The 24,427-nt window shown below is 75.9% G+C and carries 23 protein-coding genes and 1 other RNA gene; 8 read left to right on the forward strand and 16 right to left on the reverse strand.

Features of this window, described 5'->3' with window-relative positions:
* Positions 1–118: 118 nt before the first annotated feature.
* The 6 genes from NP075_RS16560 to NP075_RS16585 form a co-directional block, all read right to left on the reverse strand.
* A complete protein-coding gene (locus tag NP075_RS16560; RefSeq protein ID WP_227566360.1) occupies positions 119–865 on the reverse strand; it encodes a hypothetical protein in 747 nt (248 codons plus the stop codon).
* Positions 866–901: 36 nt separating this feature from the next.
* Entirely contained in the window at positions 902–1,639 is a 738-nt protein-coding gene (locus tag NP075_RS16565) for a hypothetical protein (protein ID WP_227566359.1), read from the reverse strand.
* On the reverse strand, positions 1,636–2,559 hold the full coding sequence (locus tag NP075_RS16570) for an ATP-binding cassette domain-containing protein (protein WP_256791261.1): 924 nt from the start codon (positions 2,557–2,559) through the stop codon (positions 1,636–1,638). Before NP075_RS16570 ends, NP075_RS16565 begins: the two co-directional genes overlap by 4 nt.
* Positions 2,556–2,939, reverse strand: coding sequence for a GntR family transcriptional regulator (locus tag NP075_RS16575; RefSeq protein WP_227566357.1), 384 nt, complete (start codon positions 2,937–2,939; stop codon positions 2,556–2,558). Before NP075_RS16575 ends, NP075_RS16570 begins: the two co-directional genes overlap by 4 nt.
* A 215-nt stretch (positions 2,940–3,154) precedes the next feature.
* Positions 3,155–3,895, reverse strand: a complete 741-nt coding sequence (locus NP075_RS16580) for an MmyB family transcriptional regulator (protein ID WP_227566356.1) — start codon at positions 3,893–3,895, stop codon at positions 3,155–3,157.
* A gap of 61 nt (positions 3,896–3,956) precedes the next feature.
* Positions 3,957–4,427 (reverse strand): MarR family winged helix-turn-helix transcriptional regulator, encoded by a 471-nt coding sequence (locus NP075_RS16585; RefSeq protein ID WP_227566355.1) that lies wholly within the window; start codon positions 4,425–4,427, stop codon positions 3,957–3,959.
* Between the two features lie 77 nt (positions 4,428–4,504).
* Here NP075_RS16585 and NP075_RS16590 point away from each other — a divergent pair, with 77 nt between their 5' ends.
* The 5 genes from NP075_RS16590 to NP075_RS16610 all read left to right on the forward strand — a co-directional run bounded on the left by NP075_RS16590 (position 4,505) and on the right by NP075_RS16610 (position 9,859).
* Positions 4,505–6,769 carry an LLM class flavin-dependent oxidoreductase gene (locus tag NP075_RS16590; protein WP_227566354.1) on the forward strand — a complete coding sequence of 755 codons (2,265 nt, stop codon included), beginning with the start codon at positions 4,505–4,507 and terminating at the stop codon, positions 6,767–6,769.
* Between the two features lie 127 nt (positions 6,770–6,896).
* Complete coding sequence (locus NP075_RS16595; protein WP_227566353.1) at positions 6,897–7,445, forward strand: hypothetical protein; 549 nt, start codon at positions 6,897–6,899, stop codon at positions 7,443–7,445.
* A gap of 40 nt (positions 7,446–7,485) precedes the next feature.
* Entirely contained in the window at positions 7,486–8,571 is a 1,086-nt protein-coding gene (locus NP075_RS16600) for an amidoligase family protein (RefSeq protein WP_256791264.1), read from the forward strand.
* A complete protein-coding gene (locus NP075_RS16605; RefSeq protein ID WP_227566351.1) occupies positions 8,568–9,188 on the forward strand; it encodes a SigE family RNA polymerase sigma factor in 621 nt (206 codons plus the stop codon). The genes NP075_RS16600 and NP075_RS16605 overlap by 4 nt, the downstream gene beginning before the upstream one ends.
* A complete protein-coding gene (locus NP075_RS16610; RefSeq protein ID WP_227566350.1) occupies positions 9,185–9,859 on the forward strand; it encodes a hypothetical protein in 675 nt (224 codons plus the stop codon). Before NP075_RS16605 ends, NP075_RS16610 begins: the two co-directional genes overlap by 4 nt.
* A gap of 90 nt (positions 9,860–9,949) precedes the next feature.
* On the opposite strand, the gene NP075_RS16615 is transcribed toward NP075_RS16610, so the two are convergent.
* Positions 9,950–11,005 carry an aspartate-semialdehyde dehydrogenase gene (locus NP075_RS16615; RefSeq protein WP_227566349.1) on the reverse strand — a complete coding sequence of 352 codons (1,056 nt, stop codon included), beginning with the start codon at positions 11,003–11,005 and terminating at the stop codon, positions 9,950–9,952.
* 1 nt (position 11,006) lies between these two features.
* Positions 11,007–12,272 carry an aspartate kinase gene (locus NP075_RS16620; protein WP_227566348.1) on the reverse strand — a complete coding sequence of 422 codons (1,266 nt, stop codon included), beginning with the start codon at positions 12,270–12,272 and terminating at the stop codon, positions 11,007–11,009.
* Positions 12,273–12,431: 159 nt separating this feature from the next.
* Between NP075_RS16620 and NP075_RS16625 the strand changes: the two genes are divergently transcribed.
* From NP075_RS16625 to NP075_RS16635, 3 genes are all read left to right on the forward strand, one after another.
* Positions 12,432–13,706 carry a cellulose-binding domain-containing protein gene (locus NP075_RS16625; protein ID WP_227566347.1) on the forward strand — a complete coding sequence of 425 codons (1,275 nt, stop codon included), beginning with the start codon at positions 12,432–12,434 and terminating at the stop codon, positions 13,704–13,706.
* A gap of 107 nt (positions 13,707–13,813) precedes the next feature.
* Positions 13,814–14,848: an ABC transporter ATP-binding protein gene (locus NP075_RS16630; RefSeq protein WP_227566346.1), complete on the forward strand. Its 1,035-nt coding sequence runs from the start codon at positions 13,814–13,816 to the stop codon at positions 14,846–14,848.
* Entirely contained in the window at positions 14,845–15,987 is a 1,143-nt protein-coding gene (locus tag NP075_RS16635) for an ABC transporter permease (protein ID WP_227566345.1), read from the forward strand. Before NP075_RS16630 ends, NP075_RS16635 begins: the two co-directional genes overlap by 4 nt.
* Before the next feature lie 102 nt (positions 15,988–16,089).
* Here NP075_RS16635 and NP075_RS16640 read toward each other — a convergent pair whose 3' ends face one another.
* The 8 genes from NP075_RS16640 to NP075_RS16675 all read right to left on the reverse strand — a co-directional run bounded on the left by NP075_RS16640 (position 16,090) and on the right by NP075_RS16675 (position 24,286).
* On the reverse strand, positions 16,090–16,671 hold the full coding sequence (locus NP075_RS16640; protein WP_227566344.1) for a DUF5063 domain-containing protein: 582 nt from the start codon (positions 16,669–16,671) through the stop codon (positions 16,090–16,092).
* Between the two features lie 22 nt (positions 16,672–16,693).
* A complete protein-coding gene (recR, locus tag NP075_RS16645) occupies positions 16,694–17,293 on the reverse strand; it encodes a recombination mediator RecR (RefSeq protein ID WP_227566343.1) in 600 nt (199 codons plus the stop codon).
* 38 nt (positions 17,294–17,331) lie between these two features.
* Positions 17,332–18,021: a hypothetical protein gene (locus NP075_RS16650; RefSeq protein ID WP_227566342.1), complete on the reverse strand. Its 690-nt coding sequence runs from the start codon at positions 18,019–18,021 to the stop codon at positions 17,332–17,334.
* Between the two features lie 8 nt (positions 18,022–18,029).
* On the reverse strand, positions 18,030–20,768 hold the full coding sequence (locus NP075_RS16655) for a DNA polymerase III subunit gamma and tau (RefSeq protein WP_256791267.1): 2,739 nt from the start codon (positions 20,766–20,768) through the stop codon (positions 18,030–18,032).
* A gap of 66 nt (positions 20,769–20,834) precedes the next feature.
* Complete coding sequence (locus NP075_RS16660; RefSeq protein WP_227565763.1) at positions 20,835–22,187, reverse strand: FtsX-like permease family protein; 1,353 nt, start codon at positions 22,185–22,187, stop codon at positions 20,835–20,837.
* Complete coding sequence (locus tag NP075_RS16665) at positions 22,184–22,993, reverse strand: ABC transporter ATP-binding protein (protein ID WP_227565764.1); 810 nt, start codon at positions 22,991–22,993, stop codon at positions 22,184–22,186. The genes NP075_RS16660 and NP075_RS16665 overlap by 4 nt, the downstream gene beginning before the upstream one ends.
* Before the next feature lie 135 nt (positions 22,994–23,128).
* Positions 23,129–23,225: signal recognition particle sRNA small type (ffs, locus tag NP075_RS16670), an RNA gene on the reverse strand.
* Between the two features lie 68 nt (positions 23,226–23,293).
* The gene (locus NP075_RS16675; protein WP_227565765.1) at positions 23,294–24,286 is read right to left on the reverse strand and encodes a hypothetical protein; all 993 of its coding nucleotides are present in this window, start codon (positions 24,284–24,286) and stop codon (positions 23,294–23,296) included.
* Between the last annotated feature and the right edge of the window lie 141 nt (positions 24,287–24,427).

A 24,427-nucleotide genomic window follows, 5' to 3' on the forward strand; every position in this document is an offset into this window, starting at 1 on the left:
GCTGACCTCCGGGTGGGCGGTGGGTGCGCCGGGGAGCGACGCGTGGGTACGGGGTGCCGCGGCCCCGGCGGGTGCCGGGTCCGTGGGGACGGGTGACGCGGGTGACGCGGTGCGCGGGTCAGGGGTTCGGTGGCCGCAGCTCCGTGCGACGGACGACGGCGGCGTAGGCCGCGGCGGTGAGGGCGACGACGAGAACGGACCAGCCGAGCGCGGGCCACGGCGGGCCGGGGGCGACGGCGGGCAGGGGCCCCCAGCCGCCGGCCGCGCCCAGCAGGGCGAAGACGAGGAACACGGGCCCCGCCGTGAACGGCAGCGCGAGCGTGCCGCGCAACGCGCCCCACCGCTGGTAGACGGCACCGACGAGCAGGCCGGCGACGTTCCCGACGACGCAGCACACGACGAGCTCGGCGAGCAGCAGGCCGAGGGGCGAGGACTCGTCGGCGAGGAAGCCGTCGGTCACCCGCCAGCCCCGGCCGAGGGCGGTGCGGACGCCGCGCTCGACGACCGCGAGCACGGTGAGCACGACGCCGTAGGCCGCGCCGGTGCCGACCCCGACGAGCACCGTCGCGCGGGCGAACGTCCTGCGCGTCATACCGGCGGCGACGTGCACCCGCAGGTAGAGGGCGACGAGGGCGATGGCCTGGGAGAAGGGGAACCAGATGGCGGCGTGCCGCGCGTAGAGCACGACGGCCGCGTCGTCGACACCCAGCACCCGGTCGACCAGGACGCTCGCGACCACGACGACGGGCACCGAGCACGCCCAGAACCAGACGAGCAGCGTGAGGTTGGCGGCGGCGAGCCGGGTGACGGTGTGCCGCAGCGGGCCGGTGCGGTCGGCTGGGGCGGCGGTGGCGGTGGCGCTCATCGCCTCCTCCTCTCTCGTGGTCGCGTGGTCGGGGCGTCAGGGCGTCGGAGTGAGCTGCTGCCGCAGCACGACGGCCGCGAAGACCGTCGCCATGGCCGCCCCGAGCGCCACGCCCACGCCGACCGCCAGGCCCAGGTGGCCCGCCTCGGTCGTGGTCCAGATGCCCGGCAGGTCGACGAACCGGGCACCGGGGATGTAGAGCAGCAGCACGAGCGGACCCACCGTCAGCGGGAGCGTGAGCGTGCCCGCCCAGGCACCGAACCGCTGGTAGACGGCCCCGACGAGCAGCCCGGACAGGTTGGCGACGACGAACGTCACGGACAGCTCGAGCAGCATCGCCCCGGCGGACGCGGACTCGTCGGCGAGCTGGATCTCGGTGACCGTCGACCCCCAGCCCAGGGCGTCGTGGACCGTGCGCTCCAGCAGGACGACCGCGGTGAAGACGGCGGCGTACCCGACGCCGGCGGCCACCTCGACGAGCAGCGCGGCCCGGACGAACGACCGGCGGGTCATGCCCGACGCGACGTGCACGCGCAGGTAGGCGGCGACGAGCATGATGCCGAGCGAGAACGGGAACCAGGTCGCACCCTGCCGGGCGTACACCGCGATCGACACGTCGACGCTGCCGTTGACGCGCCAGACGACGAGGGTGGCGAGGACGACCGCCACGACCGCGAGGGCCCAGAAGATCCCCCCCATGGTCAGCAGCGCCGCGCCCAGGCGGCGCGCCGTGTGCACCGTGGGTGACGGGTGCCTGGCGACGGTCGTGGTCATCGGTCCACCCCTTGCGCGTGCGTCGCCGCTCCGCCGGTGCGGGCAGGGTCGGTGAGGTGGACGAACAGGTCCTGCAGCGGGACCGGGCCGAGCTCGAGCCCGGCCGCCCGTGCGCGGCGCACGTCCCCCTCCAGGAGTGCGCCGCGCACGGTGGTCTGGGTGGTGCCGCCGAGGCGCTGCGTGGCGAGCACGTCGCGCCCCGCGACGAAGTCCGCGACGGCGGCCGTGGGGCCGGTGACCGAGACGCCCTCGGCGCGCAGGGACTCGGCGTCCTGGGCGATGAGGACGCGGCCGCGGTCGAGCACGACGACGTCCTCGAGCAGCCGCTCGACCTCGTCGATCAGGTGGCTCGACAGCACGACGGTGCGCGGGTGCTCGGCGTAGTCGGCGAGCAGCGCGTCGTAGAACGCGTACCGGCTCGGCGCGTCGAGACCCAGGTGGACCTCGTCGAGGATCGTCAGCGGTGCGCGCGAGGCCAGCCCGACGACGATCCCGAACGCCGACCTCTTGCCGCGCGACAGCTTCGACGGCTTGCGCTTCAGGTCGAGCTCGAACAGCTCGAGCAGCTCGCCGGCCAGCTCGTGCGAGAAGTGCGGGCGGGCACCCGAGAGGTAGGCGACGTTGTCCTTGAGGGTGTAGTCGTCGAGCACGTCGCCGGACTCCCGGACGAAGCAGACCCCCGGCACGACCCGCTCGTTCTCCCACGGGTCCTCGCCGTCGACGAGCACGCGCCCGGCCGTCGGACGGCGGAACGCGGCGAGCAGCGAGCCCATCGTCGACTTGCCCGAGCCGTTGCGGCCCAGCAGCCCGGTGATGGTGCCGGGACGGATCGTCAGGGCGACGTCGTCGAGCGCGGTGACGTCGCCGTAGCGCTGCGTCACTCCCTGGAGCTCGACGCCCCAGCCGGTGGTCGCGGTCATCGGGACTCTCCCTCGGGTGCGGGGCGGGCGGCACGGGCGCGGAGGCGGGCGACGATCTCCTCGACGTCGATGCCCAGGACGCGGGCGGCGTCGGCGACGGGGTCGACCGTGTCGGCGAAGAAGGACTCGCGGGCCTCGGCGAGCAGCCGCTCGCGAGCCCCGGGGGCGACGAACATGCCGACGCCGCGGCGCTTGTAGAGGACGCCCTCGTCGACGAGCTGCGCGAACGCCTTGGCGGCCGTCGCGGGGTTGATGCGGAACGTCGTGGCGTACTGCGTGGTCGACATGACCTGCTCCTCGGCTGCCAGCGCACCCGAGAGCACGTCCTGCCTGATCTGGTCCGCGATCTGCAGGTACACGGGGTCACGTCCGTCGAACACGGCTACCCCTCCCTGCTGGTTCTGTGGTTCATTACTCGACTAATGAACCACAGAACCAGCAGGACGCACAACCCCGGTCGACCGACGGGCTGACTCGAGCCCTCCCGTCCGCCCGGCCACTGGGCAGCTGGGAGCACTCTGCGGGCACACCACACCCCCCACGTGACCACTGGTCACCCAGGCCGGGACCGCCCGCCCCCATCGGCGACCACTGGTCAGGTGGGAGCACTCTCCAGGCACCCGACCGCCCCCAAGTGACCACTGGTCACCGAGGGATGCGTCCCGGTGACCAGTGGTCGTCCGAGAGCGCTGCGGCCGCGGGCCGGTGGGCGGTCAGGAGGGGGTGAGGAGCGCCGGACGGGGAGCCAGGGAGGCCAGCAGGCGCGGCCGTCGTCGTCCGGGGTGCCCGGTGCGGCGGTGAAGACGAGCAGCACCTGGGACCGCTCGACGTCCACGAGCCGCTGGCACTCGAGGCTCATCTCCCCGACCTCGGGGTGGACGAGTCGCTTCCGCGTCTCGTGGCGCAGGCCCACCTCGAGCCCGGCCCACACCCGGGCGAACTCCTCGCTGCGCGCGAGCAGCGACTGCACGACCTGCTCCGCCCGCGAGCCGGGCCCCTGCCGGGCGAGCGCGGCGCGCAGGTCGGAGACGAACACCCGGCCGCGCACGTCGTGGTCCTGCGCGGGGTAGACGTCGCGCGAGGACGGGTGCACGAACCAGCGGTGCACGACGACGCGGTCCAGCCCGGTCAGCGCGGACTCGTCCCCGAGCAGCGCGGCGGCCGCGGGGTTCTGCGCAAGCGCCTCCCCCGCGCGCTCGCGCGACCGAGGCCGCGGTTGCCGCCGGTGACGAGCGCGCGGCGGGGGGTGGTGAGGCCGGTCATGGTGTCCTCCGAGGTCCGCGGGGCGCCCGTGCGGCAGCCCGCGACTCCACCCTCGGGGCGCCGCCGGCCGCACAGAAGGTCACGTCGATCCGGGGACCGGCGGTCCCTGGATACGGCGCGAGGCGCGGCAGGCGTCAGGCGGTGACGACGGCGCAGCGGTCCTCACCGGACGCGGCCGGACCCGTGGCCCGGGCGAGCAGCGCGCGCAGGGCGTCCTGCTCGTCGGCTGTCAGAGCACCGAGCACCGTGGCCTCGGCGGCGGCGATGCGGTCCTCGACGTCCGCGAGCGCGGTGCGGCCGAGCGCGGTCGCGGTGATGCGCCGGACGCGCCGGTCCGCCGGATCGGGGCAGCGCTCCACGAGCTCGGCGGCGCACAGGTCGTCGAGCAGGTACGTCATGACGGTCCGGTCGATGCCGAGGTGCCCGGCGAGGGCCGCCTGGGTGGGCGGCGTCGGGGTGTCGGCGACGACGCGCAGCAGGTGGTACCCGCGCGGACCGGCGGGGATGTCGTCGAGCACGTCGCCCACGGCCGTGCGCCAACGCGCCAGGAGGGTCCCCAGCTGCCAGCCCAGGTCGTCCCCGGCGCGCGTCGTGGTCTCGGTCACGACGCCAGCATACCCGCGGTTCACCAGATCGTCTGCTGTGCATATGATCTAGCCAGAACACGACCAAGGAGGCCGTCATGACCGACTACGGGCACGAGCTGCGGTTCGGCACGTTCCTCACCCCGCAGAACGCCGACCCGCGCACGCCCGTCGACCTCGCGGTGCTCAGCGAGCAGGCCGGCCTCGACCTCGTGACGTTCCAGGACCACCCGTACCAGCCGTCGTTCCTCGACACCTGGACGCTGCTGTCGTGGGTCGCCGCGCGCACCGAGCGCGTCCACCTGGCCGGGAACGTGCTCAACGTCCCGCTGCGGCCACCGGCCGTCCTGGCGCGGGCGGCCGCGAGCCTGGACCTGCTGTCCGGCGGTCGCGTCGAGCTCGGCCTGGGCGCCGGCGCGTTCTGGGACGCCATCGAGGGCATGGGCGTCCCGCGGCTGACGCCCGGCGAGGCCGTGGACGCGCTCGGCGAGGCCATCGACGTCATCCGCGCCCTGTGGGACACCGACGGCCGCGGCCCGCTGCGCGTCGGCGGCGACCACCACCACCTCGCCGGCGCCAAGCGCGGGCCCGCCCCGGCGCACGACATCGGCATCTGGGTCGGCGCGTACAAGCCGCGCATGCTGCGGCTCGTCGGCCGCACGGCCGACGGCTGGTTGCCGTCCCTGGGGTACCTGCAGCCCGGCGACCTCGGGCGAGGCAACACGACGATCGACGAGGCCGCCACCGCCGCCGGCCGCGACCCCCGCGAGATCCGCCGGCTGCTCAACGTCAACGGCCGCTTCGCCCCCACCCCGGGCGACGGGCTGGACGGCCCGCCCGAGCAGTGGGTCGACACGCTCGTGCGCTACGCGCTCGACGACGGCATCGGCACGTTCGTGCTGGCCACCGACGACCCCGGAACGATCCGGACGTTCGCCGAGCAGGTCGCGCCCGCGGTGCGCGACGCCGTGGCGGCGGCCCGCGCGACGTCCGGCACCTCGACCGCCGCCGTGCGCCCGGCAGCGGCCCTCGCCCGGCGCGTCCCCGGCATCGACTACGACGCCGTCCCGGCCGACGTGCCCGCCGTCGAGCCCGGCGACCGCGCCTACGCGGCGCTGCGCTCGACGTACATGCGCCGCGGCGCACCCGGCGTCGTCCTGCTCCCCCGCACGACGCCCCAGGTCGTCGACGCCCTCGGCTTCGCACGCGCCCAGCGCGGCCCGCTCGCGGTGCGCTCCGGCGGCCACGGCATCTCGGGTCGCTCGACGAACGACGGCGGCGTGCTGCTCGACGTCGGCGCGCTCGACGAGGTCACCGTCGTCGACGAGGCGACGCGGCGCGTGCGGCTCGGCGCCGGGGCCACGTGGGGCAAGGTCGCCGCGACCCTCGCCCCGCACGGCTGGGCGATCTCGTCCGGGGACTACGGCGGCGTGGGCGTCGGCGGGCTGGCCACGACGGGCGGCATCGGGCTGCTCGGCCGGTCGTACGGCCTGACGATCGACCACGTCGTCGCGTACGAGGTGGTCACGGCCGACGGGTCGGTGCACGTCGTCGACGCGCAGCGCGAGCCCGAGCTGTTCTGGGGCCTGCGCGGCGCGGGAGGCAACCTCGGCGTCGTCACGTGGGTGGAGATCGAGGCCGCGGAGGTGCCCGACGTCGTCTTCGCGACCATGACGTTCGACGCCTCCGACCCCGCCCGCCTCCTCGCTCGCTGGGGCGGCGTCGTCCAGGACGCCGACCGGCGGCTGACCAGCTTCCTGCACGTGCAGGCCGGGGGCGGCGGCCGTCCGCCGCTCGCGCAGGCCATGACGGTGTGGGCGGACGACGACACGACGTCGGCGGTCGCCGCGCTCGAGGAGCTGCTCGGCGCGGGCACCGTGCTCGACCAGCGCGCGACGCTCACGCCGTACTCCGGCGTCGTCGGGCCCGTCGCGCGGCACCACGACGGCGGCGCGCCGCCCGTCACGCGCTCGGGCCTGCTGCCGACCATGACGGACCACGCGGCCGACGACCTGGGACGGCTCCTCGGGTCGGGCGAGGCGATGCTCGTGCAGCTGCGCGCGACGGGCGGGGCGGGCGCCGACGTCGCCCCGGACGCGACCGCGTACGCCCACCGCCACCAGAGCTTCTCGGCCTCCGCGTTCGCGGGGCGGTCGAGCCGCACAGGGCTCGACGACGCCTGGGACCGCCTCGCGCGCCCCCACATGGACGGCCTGTACCTGTCGTTCGAGACCGACCCTCGCCCCGAGCGGCTCCTCGAGGCGTTCCCCCCGCTGACGCTCGACCGGCTGCGCGCCCTCAAGCGCACGTACGACCCGGACCACGTCTTCGACCAGAACTTCCCGATCGACCCCCGGGGCTGAGGGTGTGCAGGGTTCGTGGTGCTCAGCGTCACGAACCCTGCACACGCTGTCGCCGTCCGGACTCCACATCTCGGGTACCCAGGGGCGTTGTCAGGGGGCACGCTCATCCCCGAGACCTGGAGGACCGATGAACCCCAGCACGACGTCCCGCCCCCGCCGCAAGCGCCTCATGGTGGCCGGTGTCATCGCGGCGAGCCTGTCGGTCGCCGGCGCCACGGCCGCGATGGCCGCGAACAGCGGCTCCGCACCGGCGGGCACGACGCAGCCCGCGGGGCCGACGCCGGACGTGGCCCCGCCCGCGGCCGAGGGCGCAGCTCCCGCCGAGGGCGCGTCCGAGGTCCCCACCGACGAGCAGAGCGAGGCCCTGTGGGGCGCCGGCTACACGTCGGACGACCTCGACGCGCTGAGCGACCTCTGGCAGACCGACGGGACCGAGACCAAGATCCGGGCCGGCCAGATGCTCCTCGAGGGCCAGGAGCTCCCCGTGGCACCGAACTCGACCGCGCCGGGCGCGCAGCTCAGCGCCTTCTGGGACGCCGGCTACCTCTGGGAGGACGTCGAGGCGCTGAACGAGCTCTGGGGCACCGAGTGGCTCGAGACCAAGCTGCGGGCCGGCCAGGCCCTGCTCGACGGCCAGGCGCTGCCCGTCCCCCCGAGCGGCACGCCCGCGTCCTGACGGCAGCCCCCTGACGACCCCACCGACGACGAGGACTCCCGTGGACGAGCTGACGCTGCGCACCGGATTCGAGATCGAGCTCCTGGCACCGGCCGGGTCCGACAGGCAGGCCCTGGCGGACGTGCTCGCGGCCCGCGCCGGCGGCAGCGTGCGGCGGTCCTTCCACGCGGACAGCCAGCCGTCGCCGGTGCCGGGCGTCAGCGTCTTCCGGCACCTGTCGCCCGCCTTCGACGTCCTGGACGCGCAGGGGGCGCCGATGGCGCACCTCGTCGACGACATCACGATCGAGGCGGACCTCGTCCCGGTGCCCGGGTCGCAGCCGCGGCCCGGGCACCGGGGCTGGTACCGGCTGCTGTCGGACGACGCACGGCTGCTGCGCCTCGTCGAACGGCTCGTCGACGCGACCGCACCGCTGCCGACCGTGCTCGACCCGGTCGCCGACCTCTTCGGCGTCCGGGCCGACGTCTTCCCCGCCGCGGCGCGCGTCAACGACCCGACGGGCGCGACGATCGCGGTCGCGCTCCCGCTGCCCCCCGGACGCGAGCGGCCCTGCGAGGTCGTCACGCCGCCGCTGACGCAGGACCACGCCCGCGTCCTCGAACGCCTGCTGGCCCCGGCGCGCGAGCTGGGCTTCACGGTCCCGCAGGAGGCCGCCGTGCACCTGCACGTCGACGCCGCCCCCTACCGTCGGCCCACGGCGTTCGCGAACCTCGTGCGGCTCTTCACCCACTGGCGCGAGCCGCTGTGGGCGGCCCTGGGCACCAACCCCGCGTGCCGGCGCCTCGCGCCCCTGCCCGACGCGCTCGTCGCGCTCGTCGCGGAGCCCTGGCCGCAGGGCGACGACGCGTGGTCCGGCCTGGCGGAGGCGGCCCGCGCGACGGGGCTGACGAAGTACGCCGACGTCAACCTCGTCCAGCTCGTCGCGACGCGCCCCGTGCGGGACACCGTGGAGGTGCGCATCCTGCCCGGCGAGATCGACGGGCGGTCGATCGTGCGGCGCGCGGCCCTGGTGGAGCGGCTGCTGCTGCGCTGCCTCGACCCCGCACCGCTCCCGCGCCCCGGGTCGGACGCCGCACGCGACCCGCGTGCCGCGCTCGAGGACCTCGCGGCGGTGGCCGTCCGATGACCACGTGGATCCCGACCGGCGGCCCGGACAGCGCCGCGGTGCCCGTCGTGACGACCCTGACCCGTCGCTCGTCCGCACACGCCGACGCCGGCCGCCGCGACGCGCCTGCCGGTGCGAACGTCCTCGACGAGGTCGTGCGGACGCACCTGCCGGGCCTGGTGCGCTACGCGACCGCGCTCACCGGCGACGGGCACACCGCAGCCGACCTGGTGCAGGAGGTGCTGTTGCGCGCGCACGTGCGCTGGCACCGGATCGCGCTCATGGAGCGCCCCGACCTGTACCTGCGCCGCATGGTGACGAACGAGCACCTGTCGTGGCGTCGCCGCTGGCACGTCCGCACCATCCACCCCGCCGCCGACGACGTCCTCGCCGCGCACGCACCGCACCAGGGTGACCACGCCGACGACACCGTCCACGACGACGTCATGTGGGCGCACCTCGCCGCCCTGCCACCCCGGCAGCGCGCCGTCCTCGTGCTGCGCTACTACGAGGGCCTGGCGGACCCCGAGATCGCCTCCGTCCTCGAGACGTCGAGCGCCACCGTGCGCTCCCACGCCTCCCGGGCCCTCGCCACCCTGCGCCGGACCGACCTCACCACCGCACCGGAGACACGATGAGCCAGCACGGCCGGACCGCCGGCTTCCCGGGAACCCCGCAGGACGACGAGCTCGCCGCCCGGATCACCAGCGCGCTGGCCCGCCGGGCCGCCACCGCACCCGACCCCGACGACGTCGCCGCCGCGGTCGAGCACGCGCTCGCCCGTCGCGGGGCCCCGCGCGTCGTCGCGATGCGCCGCGGCGGCAGGATCGTCGCTGCCGGCGTGGTCACCGGCACGCTCGCGGTGGGCGCCGGCAGTGCGGCCGCCGCCGCGAACCCGTACTCCGGCGTCGCCGTGGCGGTCGAGACGGCGGCGAAGACCGTCGGGCTGGACGTGTCGTTCATGCCCGACGGGTACACGCGCGCGCAGTACGACGCCGTGGAGGCCTCGGGCTACACCACCGACGACTTCCGCGCCCTCGGCGAGCTGTGGCAGTACGAGGGCACCGACATCAAGGCCCGGATCGGTCAGGCGATCCTCGACGGCGAGCCCCTGCCGATCGCGCCGAACTCGTCCGCCCCCGGCGCGCAGTACGACGCCTACTGGGGCGCCGGCTACGTCTGGGAGGACATCGAGGCGCTCAACGAGATCTGGGGCACCGAGTGGCAGGAGACCAAGCTGCGCGCCGGCCAGGCGATCCTCGACGGCGAGCCGCTCCCGATCCCCCCGAGCGGCACCCCCCGCGACTGACCTCCCCCACCCGCCCACCCCGGGCGCGAGAGAGCAGTCCAGTCGCTGCTGGACTGCTCTGTCGCGGGCCCGGGCAGGCGGCGCGGGCGGTCAGGCGACCGCGAACCGCCGGCTCGCCAGGACCTCGGCGATCTGCACGGCGTTCAGCGCCGCACCCTTGCGCAGGTTGTCGTTGCTGATGAACAGCGCCAGGCCGCGGCCGTCGGGGGCGCCCTCGTCCTGCCGGATGCGGCCGACGAACGACGGGTCCTGACCCGCGGCGACCAGCGGCGTCGGGACGTCGGCGAGCTGCACGCCCGGGGCCGTCGACAGCAGCTCGGTCGCGCGCTCCACCGAGATCGACCGCTCGAACTCCGCGTTGACGCTCAGCGAGTGGCCCGTGAACACCGGCACGCGCACGCACGTGCCCGAGACCAGCAGGTCCGGGACGTCGAGGATCTTGCGCGACTCGTGCCGCAGCTTCTGCTCCTCGTCGGTCTCGTGCAGGCCGTCGTCGACGAGCGACCCCGCGAGCGGGATCACGTCGAACGCGATCGGGGCGACGTACTTCTCGGGCGCGGGGAACGCGACGGCGCCGCCGTCGTGCACCAGCGCGAGCGTGTCCTGCTCGACCGCCGCGCGGACCTGCGCGTCGAGCTCGCGCGCGCCGGCCAGCCCGGACCCGGACACCGCCTGGTACGTCGAGACCACGAGCCGGCGCAGACCCGCCTCGTCGTGCAGCACCTTCAGGACGGGCATCGCGGCCATGGTCGTGCAGTTCGGGTTGGCGACGATGCCGATCTCGATGTGGTCGAGCGCCTGCGGATTCACCTCGGACACTACGAGCGGCACGCGGGGGTCCCGGCGCCACGCCGAGGAGTTGTCGACGACGATCGCGCCGGCAGCGGCGAACCGCGGCGCGTGCTCCTTGGACGTCGCGCCGCCCGCGGAGAACAGCGCGATGTCGATGCCGGACAGGTCGGCCGTCGCGACGTCCTCGACGACGACGTCCTCTCCGCGCCACGGCAGCGTCGTGCCCGCCGAGCGCGCCGACGCGAAGTACCGGATGGACCCGACCGGGAAGTCCCGCTCGTCCAGCAGGCGGCGCATGACGGCGCCGACCTGACCGGTCGCCCCGACGACCGCGACCCTCAGACCCTCGGCCATGTCAGCGCCCCGTCCCGCCGTACACGACGGCCTCGGTGTCCTCGGCGTCCAGGTCGAACGCCGTGTGCACGGCCCGCACCGCGTCGTCGAGCGAGTCGGCGCGGGTGACGACGGAGATGCGGATCTCCGACGTCGAGATCATCTCGATGTTGATGCCGGCCTCCGACAGCGCCGCGAACAGCTTCGCGGAGACGCCCGGGTGCGACTTCATGCCGGCGCCGACGAGCGAGAGCTTGCCGATCGTGTCGTCGTACTGCAGCGACTGGAAGCCGATGGACGGCTGGTCGGTCGTCAGCGCCGTCGTCGCGCGCGCCCCGTCCGTCGCGGGCAGCGTGAACGAGATGTCCGTCAGGCCGGTCGCGGCCGCGGACACGTTCTGCACGATCATGTCGATGTTGACGCCGGACCCGGCGACGATCTCGAAGATCCGCGCGGCCTTGCCCGGGACGTCGGGCACGCCGACGACGGTGATCTTGGCCTCGCTGCGGTCGTGCGCCACGCCCGCGATGATCGGCTGCTCCATGGTGGGGTCCTCCTGGTTCGTCACGAGCGTGCCGGTGTGCGTCGAGAACGACGAGCGCACGTGCACGGGCACGTCGTACCGGCGGGCGTACTCGACGCAGCGGGGCATGAGCACCTTGGCACCGCTCGCCGCCATCTCGAGCATCTCGTCGTAGCCGATGCGGTCGCGCTTGCGGGCGGTCGGCACGATGCGGGGGTCGGCGGTGAACACGCCGTCGACGTCGGTGTAGATCTCGCACACGTCGGCCTTGAGCGCCGCCGCGAGCGCGACCGCGGTGGTGTCGGAGCCGCCACGGCCGAGCGTCGTCACGTCGTTCGTCGACGGGTTGACGCCCTGGAACCCGGCGACGATCGCGACCTCGCCGCGCGCGATGGTGTCCTTGATGCGGCTCGGCGACACGTCGATGATGTGCGCCTTGCCGTACACCTCGTCCGTGATGACACCGGCCTGCTGGCCCGTGAACGACTTCGCCTCGACGCCCAGGTTGTGGATCGCCATCGCGAGCAGCGACATCGAGATGCGCTCGCCCGCGGTCAGCAGGATGTCCATCTCCCGCACCGGCGGCAGCGGCGTGACCTGCTGCGCGAGGTCGATGAGCTCGTCGGTGGTGTCCCCCATGGCCGAGACGACGACGACGACGTCGTGCCCGGCCTTCTTCGTCTCGACGACCCGCTTCGCGACGCGCTTGATGCTGGCGGCGTCGGCGACGGACGAGCCGCCGAACTTCTGGACGATGAGAGCCACGGCTTCGGACGCTTCCGGTGGGCGGTCGGGGACCCCGCGAGTGTAGGCCCGGCCCAGGATGCGGACGCCGTCGATTCCGACAGGCGGACGGCACCGCGGACGCCCGGTGAAAGGGTTCGGGACCTGCACAGCCACCGTGGTGCGCGCGAGGGTGCTGGAATGACCTCTCAGCGACCAGCGGTGCGCGCGCGCACCGCCCTCACCGCGCTCGTCGCGGCGCTCCTCGCCGTCGGCGGTGTCGTCGCGGCGGTGCAGGCCCAGGCCGCGGACGCCTGCCGCGTCGCGTGGACGGCCGCCTCCTGGCCCGGCGGCTTCACCGCCGACGTGCGCCTGACGTCGGGCGACGCCCGCTCCGCGTGGACGCTCACCTGGACGTTCCCGTCCGGGCAGCGGGTCGCGAACGCCTGGGGCGCGACGGTGACCCAGTCCGGCTCCGCCGTGACCGCCACGAACGCGGCGTGGAACGGGCAGCTGGCGGCCGGCGGCACCGCGTCCTTCGGCTTCCAGGGCACGTGGACGGGCAGCAACGCCACCCCCACGGACTTCCGGCTCGACGGCGTCCTGTGCGCGGGGCAGGCGACACCCACCGACCCGGCGTCCGCGAGCCCGACGCCGAGCGTGAGCCCGACGCCGAGCCCGACACCCACGGTCAGCCCGACACCGACCGTCAGCCCTACGCCGAGCCCGACACCGACCGTCAGCCCCACACCCACCCCGAGCCCGACGCCGACGCCCACGCCGACGCCGGGAGCCTGCGGCGGCGGCTTCTGCGACGGCTTCGAGACGCAGACCGGCACGGTGCCCGCCGCGCCGTGGCGCGTCGTGCAGCCGGACTGCTCGGGCACCGGCACGGCGAGCATCGACGCGTCGGTCGCCCGCACCGGCAGCCGCTCGCTGCGGGTCGACGGCGCCGTGGGCTACTGCAACCACGTCTTCGTGCAGGCCGACGGCGCCGTCCCGGGGACGGCGGACCAGCCGACGTACGTGCGGTTCTGGGTGCGGCACACCACCGCCCTGCTCGCGTCGCACGTGACGTTCGCCGCGCTGAAGGACGCGAACGACGGCAACCGCGACCTGCGCATGGGCGGCCAGAACGGCGCACTGCAGTGGAACCGGTCCTCCGACGACGCGACCCTGCCGGAGCAGAGCCCCGCCGGCGTCGCCCTCAGCCGGCCGCTGCCGACGGGCCAGTGGTCGTGCGTCGAGGCGCTCATCGAGCCGGCGGGACGTCTGACGACGTGGCTCGACGGCACGCTCGTCACGGGCCTGGTCGCCGACGGCACCCCCACCCACGACGTCGACGGCCAGTGGCACAACAAGGCGTGGACGCCGCGGCTCGTCGACCTCAAGCTGGGCTGGGAGAGCTACGGCGACGGCGCCGACACCCTCTGGTACGACGACGTCGTGGTCTCGACGTCCCGCACCGGCTGCTGACCGGACGCCCGCTCCCCCGCCGCCCTCCCACCACCGGGCGACGCCGTCCGTGTGCGGTCCACCCGCAGGTGGACCCGCGGCGGGCGACCGACTCCTAGCGTGGCGTCATGCCAGCCGACGCACCGCGCGAGCACCCCGACGAACCCGCACCGTCCCCCGGGAGCGCGGCCGCCGTCGCCACCGCCCCGCGACCGCCCGGCATCGAGGTCACGGGTCTGCGGCGGGCGTTCGGCACCGTCAAGGCGCTCGACGGTGCGGACCTCGTCGCCCGTGCGGGTGCCGTCACCGCGCTCGTCGGGCCGAACGGCTCCGGCAAGACGACCCTCCTGCTGGTGCTGGCGGGCCTGCTCGTGCCCGACACCGGGCAGGTCCGCGTCGCCGGCCACGACCCCGTCACGGACAACGCCGCAGCCCGCGCCCGCACCGGGTGGATGCCCGACGCGTTCGGCACCTGGGACTCCCTGACGGCGCGCGAGGTGCTCGCGACGTTCGCGGCCGCCTACCGCGTCGACCGCGCCACGGCCACCGCGCGGATCGACGAGCTGCTGGCCACCGTGCACCTCACCGAGTACGCCGACCAGCCCGCCGCCGTCCTGTCCCGCGGGCAGAAGCAGCGCCTCGGCCTGGCCCGCGCGCTCGTGCACGACCCGCAGGTGCTGCTGCTCGACGAGCCGGCCAGCGGGCTGGACCCGCGCTCGCGCGTCGACCTGCGCCTCCTGCTGCGCCGCCTCGCCGACGAGGGCCGCACCGTGCTCGTGTCGTCGCACGTGCTGTCCGAGCTCGACGAGATGGCCGACGACGCGGTGTTCCTCTCGCGCGGGCGGACCGTCGCCGGGCTGTCCGACCTGGACGCCGCGACCGGCCGACGCACGTGGCACCTGCGCGCACTGTCCCTGCCCGCGCTGACGGCCTGGCTCGACACGGCCGGCGTGGCGTACCAGCCCGACGACGCGGCGCGGCCCGGCGACGCGCGGCCCGGCGCCGACCCCGCCGGCGGGGTCCTCGTCGACGTGGACGGCGAGGCCGGGGCGGCCGCGCTGCTGCGCGACGCCGTCGCCGCCGGTGTCCCCGTCGTGTCGTCGGCCCCCGCCGCCGGTGTTCTCGAGCAGGCGTACCTCGCAATGGAGGAGGAGCGGCGATGACCGCGACCACGACACCCCCGGCCCCCGCCCCGCACGCGGCCCCCGCGGTCGGCACGTGGACGCTGACGTGGCACGGCGTGCGCACCGTCGCCGCCCTGGAGCTGCGTCAGCGCGTGCGCTCGTCGCGGTGGAAGGCCGCACTCATCGTGTGGTTCGTCGTCGTCGGCGCGATCACGCTGCTCGCGGGCGGCGTGCTGACGCTCTTCGACGACTCGGCCGCGACGACCGACGAGGCGGGCGCCGTGCTGTTCGTCGTCGTCACGGCCCTCGTCCTGGGGCTCGGGCTGCTCGTCACGCCGACGCTCGCCTCGACCGCGGTGAACGGCGACCGGGCCGCCGGGACGCTCGCGACGCTGCAGGTCACGCTGCTGTCACCTGCCGAGATCGCGGCGGGCAAGCTGCTGGCCGCGTGGGTCAGCGCGTGCGCCTTCCTCGTCGTGAGCCTGCCGTTCTTCGTCATCGCGCTGCTCATGGGTGGCGTGCCGCTCGCGACGCTGCCGCGCGTGGTGCTGCTGATCGCGCTGCTGCTGGCCGCGGTCTGCGGCATGGGGCTCGGCTGGTCGACGCTCGCGGCGCGTCCCGCCGGGTCGACCGTGCTCACGTTCGTCACCGTCGCGGCGCTGACGATCTTCACGCCCATCTTCTTCGGCCTGACCTACCCGTTCCTCAGCTCCGTGCAGCAGGTGCAGGTGTACGGGGTCCCCGACTCCTACTGGGAGGAGATGGACGAGGGCGACTCCGCCGCCATGGACGACCCGGTCTGCGAGCTCAGCGTCGAGGAGCGCTCGGTCGCACACACCGAGTGGACGTGGTGGCTGCTGGCGATCAACCCGTTCGCGGTCGTCGCCGACGGCGCCGTGCCGGCCTCCGCGGCCACGGACGAGTACTCGCCCGCCCAGGTCGTGGGCGTCGCCACACAGACCCTGCGCGACCTGCGCCTCGGAGGGCCGGAGGTCCTCGACGAGTGCTGGGGCGAGCAGGAAACCTCGGCCGCCGTTCCCGCCCGGGACGCCGCGGGGCCGGTATGGCCCCTCGGCCTCGGCGTGAACCTGCTGCTCGGCGCCGCCGGGTTCCTCGTGGCGGTCCGCCGCCTGCGCACCCCGCAGCGCACCCTGCCCCGCGGCACCCGCGTCGCCTGACGCGCCCTCGGACGCCGCCCGTCGGCCGTGCGCACCCCCGCCCTCCGGGTCGTCCCCCGGTCGGCGGTCAGGGCAGCGGCCGACGGGCGGACCAGCGCCCGCTCACGGCTGCAGCGCGTCGTACTCCGCCTCGGTCGCGACGTCGTCCTCCACGTCGAGGCGGACGTGCGCGAGGATCGTCTGGATCGCGCGCAGCGTGCTCGCCGCCCGCTCGCCCCAGTCGGACAGGTAGCTGAACTGCCACCACCACAGCGCCTCGAGGACGTCCCCGCGCTCGTGGTGCGCCAGCCCCTGCGTCACCGCGCCGACGATCGCGACGAGGTCACCGGAGATCGTCGCCTCCTCGACCTCGGGGCCGAGCAGCGGGTCGACGACCTCGACGTACTCGTCGATGCCGTCCAGCAGGTTGGCGAGGTTGACGCGCAGCGGCTCGAGGTCCGCGTCCGGGCCGACGTCCGGCTCGAACCGCGACTGCGGGACGACGTCGGTCGTCGCACCGAGCCGCGCGCCCGCCGCGAGCAGGTCGGACAGCGCGAGCAGGAGCAGCGGCAGCGACGCCTCGGGCGCGGAGCCGGCCGCGACCTCCGTGACGGTCGTCAGGAAGCCGCGGGACTCGGACGCGACCGCGTCCGCCACCTCGCGCAGGTCCGCGTCCACTGCTGGACGCCGGTCGTCGGTGCTCATGGGTTCCCCTCCGTCGTCGACGTCACGCGCTGACGCGCCGCCGGCCTTCGAACGCACGACCGAGGGTCACCTCGTCCGCGTACTCCAGGTCACCGCCCACGGGCAGCCCCGAGGCCAGGCGGCTGACCGTCAGGCCCATGGGCACCAGCAGGCGCGCCAGGTAGGTGGCGGTCGCCTCGCCCTCGACGTTCGGGTCGGTGGCCAGGATGACCTCGGTGACCGTGCCGTCGGCCAGCCGGGACATGAGCTGCACGATGCGCAGGTCGTCCGGGCCGACGCCCGCGATCGGGTTGATGGCCCCGCCGAGCACGTGGTACCGACCGCGGAACTCGCGCGTCCGCTCGATGGCGACGACGTCCTTGGCCTCCTCGACGACGCAGATGGTCGTCAGCAGGCGGCGCGGGTCGCGGCAGATGCGGCACTGCGTCTCCTGCGCGACGTTGCCGCAGATCTCGCAGAACTGCACCCGCAGCTTGACCTCGGTCAGCGCGTCGGCCAGGCGCCGCACGTCCGCGGGGTCCGCGGCCAGGATGTGGAACGCGATGCGCTGGGCGCTCTTGGGGCCGACCCCGGGCAGCCGCCCGAGCTCGTCGACCAGATCCTGGATCGCACCCTCGTACACGTCGCCAGCCTAGTCGCGCCGGGACGTGAGCCGGCGCGTCAGCGGCCCGCGTCGAGGCGCACGACCCCGACGGGCCCGAAACGCACGTCCGTGCCCGAGGTCTCGACGTGGGGCAGCGCGTCCTCCCACGCGACGCGCACGCCCGTGCCGGCGACGACGAACCGGTCGACGCCCCCCACGACGACGTACACGTCGTCGGCCCGCACCACCAGCCGCTCCACGTCGGCGGCGACGACCCGGGCACCGGCACCGGTGACGGTGAGGGTCGCACACGGTCCGGTGACCTCGACCGCGTCGCCGGACGCCAGCAGCAGGTCACCGTCGCAGCGCTGCTGCTGCGTGACGAGCTCCTGCAACCCCGCGCGGTCGAGCACCGGGGGCAGGCCGGAGCCGGTCCGGCCCGCGGTGCCGGACGGCTCGGCACCCGGGCGGCCACCGCGGGCCGGGTCCGGCGTCCTGCCGGGGGACGGCGCCGGGACCGCGACGAACTGGCCCGCGCCGTCGTCGCGGACACGCAGCTCGCCGCTCCCGGACGAACCCACGTACGCCACCAGGGTGACCTCGCCGTCCCCGGGGATCCCTGCCTCGCCCAGCGGTACCGAGCAGCCGGCGACGGCGAGCACGGCGAGCACGACCGGCCCGGCGACGACGGCACGCCGTGGTCGTCGGACCGCGTGCCGCGGCGCACGCGTGCTCGGCACGGGCGACGTCGGCAGCACGCGGCGCACGGGCGTCCTCAGATCTCGATCTGCTCGTCGATGACGCGACCGCCGAGCACCTGCGCCACCAGCTGCGCACCCACGAGGCCCGACTGACCGATGGTCGGGTCGTCGGGTGACGGCTCGTCCGGCTCCTGGTTCCGGTGACGGGACTGGGCGGCGGCCGCGCGGGCGGCGGCCGCACCGCGCTCACGCGCCGTGCCACCGTCGGCGGCGGGGCCGCCGCCGCCCGCCGCGGGGGCGGCGGACGGGCGTGCGGCGGGCGCGCGCACCGGCGCCCGGGGTGCCACGTCCCGGTCCGCGAACCGCGGGCGGGCCGTCCCGCCACGGGTCGTCGGGCTCGTCGCCCGGGGGGATGTCGTCGTCGGGGTGGGCGACGGCGCCCGGGCGGGCGTCGTCGGCGGGTCCCGTCGCGCGGCCGGCGGCGGAGGCGCTGCCGCGGCGGGCGCGCCCGTGGTCCCGGGGCCGGCACCGGCGCCGCCGTCGGGCGCCGCCTCCCAGGGCGGCACCGGGCGTGAGCGGGCGTCCGCGCCCTGGTCCGCACCACCGTCGCCGGTGGGCGACCCGTCACCGGCGCGTCGGGGTGCCTCGGCCGCGCCGGCCGACGACGGGTCGGGGCGACGTGCCGCTGCCGGTGACGCGGGTGCGGGCGGGACCTCGCGCGGCGACGCCACCGACGGGGCGTCCCACGACGCGGCGGCCCGCTCGGGAGTCATCGCCACCGGTCCGGCGGGAGCGTCGGCCGCGGCGGAGGGCACCGGCCGCGTGCTGCCGCCCGGCTCGTCGAGCACCGCCTCGACGCGCGCCGTGACGCCGAGCGTCTCGGAGAGGGCGCGCGCGACGACGTCGGCGTGGTTGCTGTTGCGGAACGTCGTGACGAGGCCCGGCTGGGCGAACCCCAGGCGCAGCGTCGTCGCGTCGAGCTCGAGGACCTGCGCGTGCTGGTTCACCAGCGCCCACGACGGCAGGCGCAGGCGCCGCAGCGTCGTCAGGACGTCCGGCCAGCGGCGGCGCAGCATCTCGGTATCCGCCGCCGCAGCGGCGGCACCCGGCACCGGGGCGGGCGGGCTGCCGGCCGCCGGGGGCGCTGCGGGCGCGGGCTGCGCGGGGGGCGGGGACGGGCTGCGCGGGCGCCGGGGACGCGGCGGGCGCCGGCTGCACGGGCGCGGGCGTCTGGCCGCGGTCCGACGCGGAGGGGCCACCGGTCGACCGGCCGGCGGCCTCGGCGGACGGCCCGGACGCCGTGGTCGGCGCGGCGACCGGCGCCGGGCGGCCGGGGCGTCCGTGCCGGGGGCGGCGGAACCCCCCGGGGCGCCGGACGCGCCGGGGGCGTTCGCCGTGCTGGGCTCGGTCGGCGTGCCCGACCCGGGCGGGGTGCTCGGTCGACCCGGCTCGCCCGGGGTGTTCGGCCTGTCCGACGTGCTCGACCCGCTCGGTCCGCCCGACGTGCTCGGCTCGCTCGCCGCCGGCGCGTCCGGCACCGGTGCGGAGGGTGCCGCGGCCGGCCGCGGCGCGGCGGCCCGCTCCTCCCGGGCAGCGCCCGCCGGGGCAGCAGGTGTCGCCGTCGCCGTGGGGCCGGCCGTCGGCGCTCCCGCGGCACCGAGCCCGCGCTCCAGCCGGTCGATGCGCGCGCCGAGGCCGGTGCGCGAGTCGTCGACGCTCGGCAGCAGCAGACGCGCCATGAGCAGCTCGAGGTGCAGCCGCGGCGAGGTCGCACCGACCATCTCGGTGAGGGCCGCGTTGGCCAGGTCGGCGGAGCGCGACAGCTCGGACATGCCGAGGTGCGTGGCCTGGCGGCGCATGCGGTCGAGCTGGTCGGACGGGACGTCGCGCAGCACGGCGCCCGCGGCCTCGCCGGACGCGGTGATGACGATGAGGTCGCGCAGCCGCTCGAGCAGGTCCTCGACGAACCGACGCGGCTCGTGGCCCGTGGTGATGACGCGCTCGACGACGCGGAACGCCGACGCACCGTCGCGCGCGGCGATCGCGTCGACGAGGTCGTCGAGCAGGGACGTGTGCGTGTACCCGAGCAGCGCGACGGCGCCCTCGTAGTCCAGCCCGCCGTCACCGGAGCCGGCGATGAGCTGGTCCAGCACGGACAGCGTGTCGCGGACCGACCCGCCGCCCGCGCGCACGACGAGCGAGAGGACCCCGGCGCCGACGGGCACGCTCTCGGCCGCGCACAGCTGCTCGAGGTACGGCACGAGCACGTCGGGCGGCACGAGGCGGAACGGGTAGTGGTGGGTGCGGGAGCGGATCGTGCCGATGACCTTGTCCGGCTCCGTCGTCGCGAAGATGAACTTCACGTGCGGCGGCGGCTCCTCGACGATCTTCAGCAGCGCGTTGAAGCCCTGCGGCGAGACCATGTGCGCCTCGTCGAGGATGAAGACCTTGTACCGGTCCCGCGCGGGGGCGAACGTCGCGCGCTCGCGCAGCTCACGGGCGTCGTCGACGCCGCCGTGGCTGGCCGCGTCGATCTCCACCACGTCGAGCGAGCCCGGGCCGCCGCGCGCCAGCTCGACGCACGACGGGCAGACGCCGCACGGCGTGTCCGTCGGGCCCTCGGCGCAGTTCAGGCAGCGGGCGAGGATGCGCGCGCTCGTCGTCTTGCCGCACCCGCGGGGTCCGGAGAAGAGGTAGGCGTGGTTGGTCTGCCCCGACCGCAGCGCCTGGCGCAGGGGCGCGGTCACGTGGTCCTGCCCGATGACCTCGGCGAAGGACTCGGGCCGGTACCTGCGGTACAGCGCTGTCGTCACGCCCCGAGCCTAAGCGCCGACGCCCACACCGCGGCACCGTCGTCCCCACCCGCGGACACCTCCGGCTCAGTCCGCGCGCACCACCGTGTCGGCGAGCACGCGGCGCAGCAACGGGCGGGCGGACTCGGTCGCGCCGAGCACGAGCGCGGTGCCGACCGCGACGCTCACCACGACCAGGACCAGCCCTGCCGGGGCGGCGACCACCGCCAGCCCGAGCAGGGGCAGGCACATGACCAGCGCCGCGAGCGCCGATCCCCCGGACACCGCGAGCACGGGCACCAGCACCTCGCGGCGGCGGGCGGCGTCGAACAGGTCCACCGGCACGCCCGCGAGCGTCGCGAGCGCGTACTCCCGGCGCCGGTCGAGCACCTGCCCGGCCTGGGCGATCCCGGCCGAGGCAGCCGCCAGCAGGAAGGCGATCGTCAGGGTGAGCAGCGCACCGGTGAGGACGTCCTGCATCAGCAGCACCTCGTCCGCCGGCACGTCGCCGCCGACCATCGCGGGGACGACGGCGAGGCAGCCGGCGACGAACGACGCCAGTCCCAGCCCGCCGACGACACGCCAGACGGCCCGGGGATCGCCCAGCAGCCTGCGCGCAGCCAGCAGCTGCGCCGGCGTCCGCGCGCGCCGCAGCTGCCGGCGCCCGATCACCCCGACGAGCCACGGCCCGACCGCGTTCATCGTCGCGAACGCGAGCAGCAGCCCGCCCAGCAGGAACGCGACGAGCGCCGCTCCCAGTGCGCCCCGGACCGCGGACAGCACCATGAAGACGCCGAGACCGACGAGGGCGAGGACCAGGCGGGCCGCCCGCAGCCGCGGTCGCTCCACGCGCTGCGCGACGCCGAGCGGGGACACCACGACCCGGCGCAGCGACACGATCCCGCTGAGGACGGCGACGACGGGGACCGCGGCCCACGCCGCCAGGACCGCCGGCACGCCGACCCACAGCTCGCCCACGGTCGGCGGCGCACCCTGGAACGGGACCTGCGCCCACACGGGCAGCAGCACGCCGTACAGGACCGTCCCGACGACCGCCCCGGCCAGCCCCTGCAGGGCGGTCTCGACGACCGTGAGGCCGACGACCTCGCGCGGTGTCGCACCGAGCAGGCGCAGGCTCGCCAGGCGCGCGTCCCGCCGGGAGAGCCCGAGCCGCGCCGCGGCGCCGGCCAGCGTCACGACAGGGACGAGGAGCAGGACGGTCGCGATCCAGGCGAGCGTCACGTAGAAGTCGCCGGTCTCGCGCTGGTAGTCGTTCGCCGGGTCGGCCGCCCGGCCGACGAAGGCGAGCAGACCACCCAGGACGCTCAGCGCGAGCGCCGTCGACACGGCGAACGCGGTGACCGCGAGCAGGGTCGTCGTCCGTCCGTCCCGACCGCCGGCGCGCTGGAGGCGCGGTGCGAGCGCCAGGACCGGGTTCACCGCGGCACCGCGGTCGCGCGGATCGCCTCGAGCTCACCCGGGCGCGGGCCCACCCCGGAGCCGGGCACCGCCCCCGCCGCGACGACGCGCCCGTCGAGCATCTCGATGCGCGCGTCGCACCACGCGGCCACCTGCGCGTCGTGCGTGACGACGACCAGGGCCGCTCCGACGGCCCGCGTGGACTCGACGAGCAGCCGCATCACGTCGTGCCCGGTGGCCTGGTCGAGCGAGCCGGTGGGCTCGTCGGCGAACACGACCTCGGGCCGCGTGACGAGGGCGCGCGCGACGGCGACGCGCTGGGCCTGACCACCGGACAGCTCACCCGGACGTCGGCTCTCGGTCCCTGCCAGTCCCAGTGCACCGAGCCACTGCCGCGCCGTCTCCTCCGCCTCCGTGCGCGAGGCGCCCGTCAGCATCGCCGGCAGCGCCACGTTCTCGAGCGCCGACAGCTCGGAGAGCAGCTGCCCGAACTGGAAGACGAACCCGTACCGCCGGCGCCGCAGCAGCGACCGCTCCTTCTCCGACAGGCCCTGCACCTCCCGCCCTCCGAGGGCGACCACGCCCGCCGTCGGCACGAGGATCCCGGCGAGCACGTGCAGCAGCGTCGACTTGCCGGAGCCGGACGGCCCCATGACGGCGAGCGACCCGCCGTCGGCCAGGTCGACGTCGACGCCCGCGAGCGCCGTCGTCTCCCCGAAGCGGTGGACGAGGCCACGCGCGGCGAGGCGGGGCGCCGCGTCCGCCCACACCGACGTGGCCGGCGGGTGCGGTGTCGACGCGGGCCTGGGGGCAGCGGGCTGGGTCATGCCCCCATCGTGCGAGCGGGCGCGGTGGCGGCGCGTCCCGCGTCGGTCCGGTCCTGTCCCGCGGGTGCTGCGACCCTGGGGGGACGCGGCGGCGGCGGGCACCCGTCCCCGGTCGCACGCGGCGCCGTCCGGGCATGCAAGGACCCCCCGCACACCCGCCAGAGCTCACCTGCCCTTGCTGCCTTCCGGCCCTGGGGGGGTTCAGCGAGATGACGCCGTACGAGGGGTCTGTGCATCACCTTAGCCCAGGACCCGGCGCGCTCGTGACGCGACGCGGGCTCCCGGTGCGGGCACGCGCGGTCAGTACCCCACCGGGGGGAGGCGCTGCGTGGGCGGTCCGTCGTCGCCGTCCTGGCGCGTGATGCGCTCGGTGGCGGGGCCGGGTGCGGTCGGCTCCGGCTCCGGCCGCGTGCCGCCCGTCACGCTGCGCCGGGGCGGCGGCGTGCTCCGGCCGACGGGCCGCGCGTCGTCGGCACGGGCGGGGTCGACGACCTCGGCCTCCGCGACGGTCTCGGGTGCCGGACGGGTACGCCGGGGCGCCGCCGGGGCACCGACGGGCCGCGCGGGCTCGGTGGTCGTCGAGGGCTCCGGCGCGCTCCCGCCGGCCGCGGTGCCCGGGGGACGCTCCCCGGCGCCCCACTCCGGCCACTCGGCCAGCGGGTCCTCCTCCTGGACGACCGGGGCGGACGGGCTTCCGACCGGCGCGGTCCGGCGCGGCGCTGCCGCCGGACGGTCCGGGGCGACGTCGGGCGCGTCACCCGTCCCGCGCGCCTCGCTGTCGTCCTCCGGGACGTCCGGCGCGGCCGGCGCCGGCAGGAGCTTGGCGGCTCCCCACAGACCCAGCCCGAGCACCACGGTGTACGTCCCGCCGAGCACCAGCAGCACCGCGACGCCGACGCGCTCGGGGGCGTCCAGCGTCAGCGCGAGCGCGACACCCAGGGCGACGACGAGCACGCCCCACACCCAGGCGAGGACCGCGAGCCGGTGCTCGAGGCCCGGGTGCCCGCGGCGCAGGGCGACGACCGTGCCGAGCGCGCCGAACGCGGTCGTCACGAGCGCCGCCCCGGCGACGACGAGCCACGTCGCCTGCCCCTGCACGGCCAGGACGACGAGCGCGACCAGGACCATCGCGACGGCGGGCAGCGTGAGCAGCGCGAGCACGGCCGCGGCGAGCGGCGCCCGCCACCCGTCGCCCTCCCAGCGGTCCGCGAGCCGTGCGGACGTGACGCTCGGGGCAGCGGGTCCTCCGTGCGGAGGGAGGTCCTGCGGGGTCTGCGGCTGGTCCTCGGTCATGGGGTCCACGCTAACGAGCGACGGGCGATCCGGACATTCGTCCGGCTGCCCCCGGACGGACCTGCACCGTCCCCTCACACGCCGGCGCCCGCCGCGGGCACCGCGCACCGCGCCCACCGGGTGCCGAGCGGGTCCATCATG

Origin of the sequence: Cellulomonas wangsupingiae (assembly GCF_024508275.1) — a bacterium.
GTDB lineage: Bacteria > Actinomycetota > Actinomycetes > Actinomycetales > Cellulomonadaceae > Cellulomonas > Cellulomonas wangsupingiae.